Here is a 5,818-nt window from a genome sequence, read left to right on the forward strand (position 1 = left end):
TCGCGCTTGACCTTTAATACAGTTGCTTTCTTTGCAGCAGCAAAGAAAGTGAGTCCCGCCCCGGACAGGGGCAGAGCAAATAAACCAAAAACAAAGCAAGTTCCATAGAAGCCAGAGTGCATCAAACGGTGTAAATCCACCAACCCCACCCAAACCCACCCCCTACGTCTGAAACGTCTTGGCCGTCTCCTCCGCCGCAAGGCGCAAATCCGGCACGAACGCCAGCAGGTCATCGAGCGAAAGCCGCCCCACCGGCGCCTGCACCGCGATCGCCGCGCACGCGCGATTCCTGTCGAGCATCACCGGCACCGCAATCGCAATCAGTCCCTGCAAATGCTCCTGATCGTTGATCGCAAGCAATCGCCGCCGCGTCGCGGCAAGCTCCCGCCGCAATGCCTCGCGATCGGTAATCGTCCGCTCCGAATACGCGCGCAGCGGCAACGTCTCGATCAGGCGCTCGCGCCGTTCCTTCGGCATGAAGCTCAGCAAAAGCTTGCCGCTCGCCGAGCAATGCAGCGGCACATGCGACCCCGCCTGCAAATGCATGCGCAACGGCCACTCGGTCTCCACGCGATCCACATACACGACGTCGTTGCCAGCGAGCATCGTCAGGTTGCAAGTCTCGCCAACCTTCGCGACAAGTTGCTCAAGCAGAGCATGACGCGCCGCAGCAGGCCCCGCATGCATCAGCACATTGACCGCCAGCGCTCGCACGCGCGGCGAGCATTCGTACAGCCGATCACCCGCCCCACGCGTGACGAGCCATGCGTCCATCAACTGCACGAGGATCCGATGCACGGTCTGCTTCGGCAGGCCGAGCGCGCCGACAAGCTCGGTCATCGAAAGCGGATGACCCGCCTCCGCCAGCGTTTCGAGCACGCGAAATGCGCGCACCGCGGCGGCGTTGGATTGATTCGAAGCCGACATTCCGTCTCCTGAACATCGTGGGTCGCCTGAGCCGGCGACTCCCCTTTCAACTGCCCTTCGCATCGACTTTATCGTTTTTCGGGACCGGAGCAAGTCCCGAAATTTGCGGTTTCCGTTGCTGTGTTTCGTGCGAGCGAAGGATAGTCAACAAAACGGGACCGCGCGGTTCGCGACGCTCGCTAGATTGAAGTCATCTTCAATTCAACGCGCCGGAGCCAACCGTATGAACGTAAGAGCCACTACCGAAGCAGTCTCGACGAGCGACGTGGAAAGCGTCGTCGGCGATCTCGTGAGGCGTGCGCGCGCTGCGCAACGCACCTTCGAATTCGCCGGGCAGGACGCGCTCGACGCCGCCGCCCACGCGGCCGCGTGGGCCATCATGGAGCCTGCGCGCAATCGCCGTCTCGCGGAACTCGCGGTCGCGGACACGGGCCTCGGCAACGCCGACGACAAGTTCCGCAAGAACTATCGCAAGACGCTCGGGTTGCTGCGCGACCTGCACGGGCAGAAGACCTGCGGCGTGATCGCGCGCGACAGCGCGAGCGGCATCGTCGAGATTGCGCGGGCGGTCGGCGTGGTCGCGGCGATCACGCCGTCGACCAATCCGGCGGCCACGCCCGCCAACAAGATCATCAACGCGCTCAAGTGCGGCAACGCGGTAATCGTGGCGCCTTCGCCGAAGGGCTACACGTCGTGTGCGCTCTTGGTCGGCTTCATCCATGAGCAACTCGCGAAGGCGGGACTGCCGGCCGATCTCGTGCAGGTACTGCCGCCGCCGATCAGCAAGGCCGCGACGGCCGCACTCCTCGGCCAGTGCGACCTCGTCGTCGCGACCGGTTCGCAGGCCAACGTGCGCATGGCGTATGCGAGCGGCACGCCGGCCTTCGGCGTGGGCGCCGGCAACGTGGCTTCGATCGTGACGGCGTCGGCGAATCTCGATGACGCCGCGCGCAAGATCAAGCTCTCCAAGACCTTCGACAACGCGACGAGTTGTTCGTCGGAAAACAGCGTCGTCATCGACGATGCGGTCTTCGAGCCGATGCTTGCCGCGCTCGCCGCGCACGGTGGCGTGCTGCTCGACGACGCTGAAAAAGCGCGCCTGCAGGCGGCGATGTGGCACGGCGGCAAGCTCGCCGCCGAGTGCACCGCGAAGTCCGCGGCGCAGATCGCGCGTCTTGCGGGACTCGAGGAAATCGCCGTGCGCAACCCGGCGTTCCTGATGGTCGAGGAAACCGGCTTCGGCGCCGACCATCCGTTCTCCGGCGAGAAACTGGCGCCGGTGCTCACGGTCTATCGCGCACACGGCTTCGACGATGCCGCCGACATCGTGCGCCGCCTCTACGCGTACATGGGCGCGGGGCATTCGGTCGGCCTGCACACGGGCGACCCCGAAGAAGCCGTTCGCCTCGGCTCGACGCTGCCGGTTGCGCGCGTGATCGCGAACCAGGCGCATTGCCTGGCGACCGGCGGCAACTTCGACAACGGTCTGCCGTTCTCGCTTTCGATGGGTTGCGGAACCTGGGGACGCAATAACTTCTCGGCCAACCTCGGCTTTCGCCAGTACCTGAACACGACGCGCGTCGCTTATCCGATCGAGGAGCACGTCCCCGAACTCGACGACCTGCTCGGCGACTTCTTCGCGAGGTATGGCCGATGAAAACGCCCGTCACGATCCGCGCGTTGATCGACGAACGCGCACGGCAGTTTCCCGACAAGCCGTTCCTGCTCGCTCCAGTCGAAGACGATGCCGCCAGCGACAAGCGCCCGCGCGCGCTCACGTTTGGCGAACTGCGCGACGAATGCGTCGCGCTCGCGGCGGGTTTCAGCGATGCGGGGCTGCGTCCCGGCGACGTCATTTCGGTCTACATGGGCAACGGTCTCCAGACCGCGTCCCTGCTGCTCGCGGCGATGTACGGCGGCTACGTCGCGAATCCGCTGAACCTGCTGTGCCAGCCGTCGCAGGTGCGCTACATCGTCGAGCACTCGGACACGCGCGCGATCTTCGTGTCGCGCGATTCACGCGATGCGATCGAGACGGCCATCGCTGAGCTTCGGGCGCAGGGGTTCGAGCGCGAGATCCTGCTGGTCGAGACGCAGCCCGATGCGGTCGAGGTGCCGGTCTTCTCACAAGCCGAACTCGCGTTCGCCGAGACACCGCGTGTGGCGCATTTCGCATCGGCGCCGCAGGAAGACGCGGCGCGCGCGGATCACCCCGCCGCCGATGTCGCGTTGCTGATGTACACGTCGGGCACGACCGGCGCCCCGAAGGGCGTGCTGCTCACGCATCGCAACCTGCTCGCGAACGCGCGCAACATCACGGCCGAGCATCGGCTTGGCGCCGGCGACCGGGTGCTCGCCTCGCTGCCGCTCTATCACATCAACGGGCTCGTGGTGACGCTGCTCGCGCCGCTCTTTCACGGCGGCTCGGTCGTCATGGCCGAGCGCTTCTCGGCGCGCACGTTCTGGCGCGATGTCGCGCGTCATGCGTGCACCTGGATCAACGTCGTGCCGACGATCGTCGCGTATCTGCTGAACCAGGAGGACCCGCACGCCTTCGATCTTTCGGCGCTCAAGTTCTGCCGCAGCGCGTCGGCGGCGTTGCCCTCCGAGCATCACCGCGCGTTCGAGGCGCGCTTTCACATCGGCGTGATCGAGACGATGGGCATGACGGAGACAGCCGCGCCCGCCTTCAGCAATCCCTACGACGCGGCGCTGCGCCGCGTCGGCAGCATCGGCTTGCCGTCGGGCGGCGAGGCGCGCGTGATCGACGGGGAAGGCCGCGATTGCGCGCCGCACGAATGCGGCGAGATCGTGCTGCGCGGCGAGCAGGTGATGAGCGGCTACTACAAGCGTCCCGAGGAGACGAGCGCGGCCTTCACCGCCGACGGGTGGCTCCGCACCGGCGACCTCGGCTTTCGCGACGACGGCGGCTACTTCTACATCAACGGCCGTGCCAAGGAACTGATCATCAAGGGCGGCGAGAACATCGCGCCGCGCGAGATCGACGAAGCGCTGCTCAGGCACCCCGGCGTGCTGGAAGCGGCGGCGGTCGGCGTGCCGGACGCGGCCTATGGACAGGAGATCGTCGCGTTCGTCGTCGCGCGCGTGGCGGACGGCCCCGGCGCGCTCGACGCCGCCGGCCTGCGCGCTCACTGCCTGCGCGAACTCGGCCGCTACAAGACACCGAAGGAGTTCCGCCTGGTGACGGAACTGCCGCGCGGACCGTCGGGCAAGGTCCAGCGGTTGAAGCTGCTGCAGACCTAGCGGCACCCGGCCGGACCAGAGCATAGAAACGAACGTAAGCGATCGAAGCGAACGTCGTACACAATTAAACTGGAGACAGCATGGAAAAGCGCACCCGGCGCGTGAAGACGCGCCATATCATCCTCGCGGTCATGTGCCTGATGTATTTCATCTCGTACATCGACCGGGTGAACATCGCCGTGGCCGGGCCGCTGATCCGGCACGAGATGGGGCTGACATCGGGCCAGCTGGGGCTCGTGTTCTCGGCGTTCGCGTATCCGTATGCGGTGATGCAGATCGTCGGCGGCTGGCTCGCCGACAAGTACGGGCCGAAGCGCGTGCTGACCATCCTGTCGCTGATCTGGGGTGTCGCGACGCTTGCGACCGGCTTCGCCGGCAGCGTCGCGATGCTGGTCGGCCTGCGCTTTCTGCTCGGCATCGGCGAGGGCGGCGCATTTCCGACTGCGACGCGCGCCTTCACCTACTGGATGCCGGTGGCCGAGCGCGGCTTCGCGCAGGGCATCACGCACAGCTTCGCGCGCCTCGGCGGCGCGGTGACGCCGCCGCTCGTGCTTGCGGTCGTCGCGTTCGGCGGCTGGCGCGATGCGTTCCTGCTGCTCGGCGTCGCGAGCCTCGCGTGGACCGTGCTCTACATGTGCTTCTTCACGAATTCGCCGGAGCAGCATCGCCGCATCACGCCGGAAGAGACGGCGGAGATCGGCTATCGCGCCGGCGATTGCGATCGCGCGAAGCATGCGGCCACGCCGTGGCGCAAGCTGATTCGGCGGATGTGGCTCGTGACCGTGGTCGACTTTTGCTATGGCTGGCTGCTGTGGGTCTATCTCACGTGGCTGCCTTCGTATCTGCGGGAGTCGCGCGGGTTCGATCTCAAGCAGTTGGCGCTTTTCACCGCCCTGCCGCTGCTTGCGGGCGTGGTCGGCGATACGCTTGGCGGCGTGGTTTCGGACAAGCTTTTCAAGATGACGGGGCGTCTGCGGTTCGCGCGCTGTTCGGTGCTGGTCTTCGGCATGGGCGGTTCGCTCGCGTTCCTGCTGCCGATGCTTTCCGCCAACGATCCGGTGACGGCGGTCATGTTCCTGTCGGCGTCGTTCTTCTTTCTCGAAATCACGAATCCGGTGCTCTGGACGCTTCCGCTCGATATCGCCGGCAAGTATGCGGGCACGGCGGGCGGCATGATGAACACGGGTTTCGGCGTGGCGGGCATGATTTCGCCGGTGGCGTTCGGCTTCCTGATCGAATCGACCGGCAGCTACAACGTGCCGTTCACCATTTCGGCCTGCCTGCTCGGCGTGGGGATCGTGGCGGCGCTTTTCATCGATACGTCGAAGACCGTCGAGGCTGACGAGGTGCGCGAGCACGATGAGGAGGAAATGCGGTTGAGCGGTGTGCCGGCGTTCCTGCATGCCGCGCATGGCGTGCGGATCGAGCGGCATCATTTGCGCCGCCCGCTGCGCTGGCGCAAGTGAGGTGGGCGCTGGCGCTTGGGTTTGGGGTGGGGTTTGTTTACACCGTTTGATGCACTCAGGCTTCTATGGAACTTGTTTTGGCTTTGGTTTATTTGCTCTGCCCCTGTCCGGGGCGGGACTCACTTTCTTTGCTGCTGCAAAGAAAGTAAGCAAAGAAAGCA

4 protein-coding genes are annotated in these 5,818 nt (G+C 65.5%); 3 read left to right on the forward strand and 1 reads right to left on the reverse strand.

The features are described 5' to 3' along the window. Positions 1–162: 162 nt before the first annotated feature. Complete coding sequence (locus tag AWB68_RS42135) at positions 163–927, reverse strand: IclR family transcriptional regulator (protein WP_087650059.1); 765 nt, start codon at positions 925–927, stop codon at positions 163–165. 223 nt (positions 928–1,150) lie between these two features. Between AWB68_RS42135 and sauS the strand changes: the two genes are divergently transcribed. From sauS to AWB68_RS42150, 3 genes are all read left to right on the forward strand, one after another. Next, positions 1,151–2,584, forward strand: coding sequence for an acylating sulfoacetaldehyde dehydrogenase (sauS, locus tag AWB68_RS42140; RefSeq protein ID WP_087650060.1), 1,434 nt, complete (start codon positions 1,151–1,153; stop codon positions 2,582–2,584). Beyond that, on the forward strand, positions 2,581–4,191 hold the full coding sequence (locus tag AWB68_RS42145) for an AMP-binding protein (protein WP_087650061.1): 1,611 nt from the start codon (positions 2,581–2,583) through the stop codon (positions 4,189–4,191). The genes sauS and AWB68_RS42145 overlap by 4 nt, the downstream gene beginning before the upstream one ends. Positions 4,192–4,271: 80 nt before the next feature. Continuing rightward, on the forward strand, positions 4,272–5,657 hold the full coding sequence (locus AWB68_RS42150; RefSeq protein WP_087650062.1) for an MFS transporter: 1,386 nt from the start codon (positions 4,272–4,274) through the stop codon (positions 5,655–5,657). Positions 5,658–5,818: the final 161 nt, after the last annotated feature.

This window comes from Caballeronia choica, from assembly GCF_001544535.1.
Classification (GTDB): Bacteria; Pseudomonadota; Gammaproteobacteria; order Burkholderiales; family Burkholderiaceae; genus Caballeronia; species Caballeronia choica.

Excerpts from the sequence above, each read along its gene's own strand:
- AWB68_RS42145 (WP_087650061.1), top strand. The coding sequence starts at position 2,581 with ATGAAAACGCCCGTCACGATCCGCGCGTTGATCGACGAACGCGCACGG.
- AWB68_RS42150 (WP_087650062.1), top strand. The coding sequence starts at position 4,272 with ATGGAAAAGCGCACCCGGCGCGTGAAGACGCGCCATATCATCCTCGCG.
- sauS (WP_087650060.1), top strand. The coding sequence starts at position 1,151 with ATGAACGTAAGAGCCACTACCGAAGCAGTCTCGACGAGCGACGTGGAA.
- AWB68_RS42135 (WP_087650059.1), bottom strand. The coding sequence starts at position 927 with ATGTCGGCTTCGAATCAATCCAACGCCGCCGCGGTGCGCGCATTTCGC.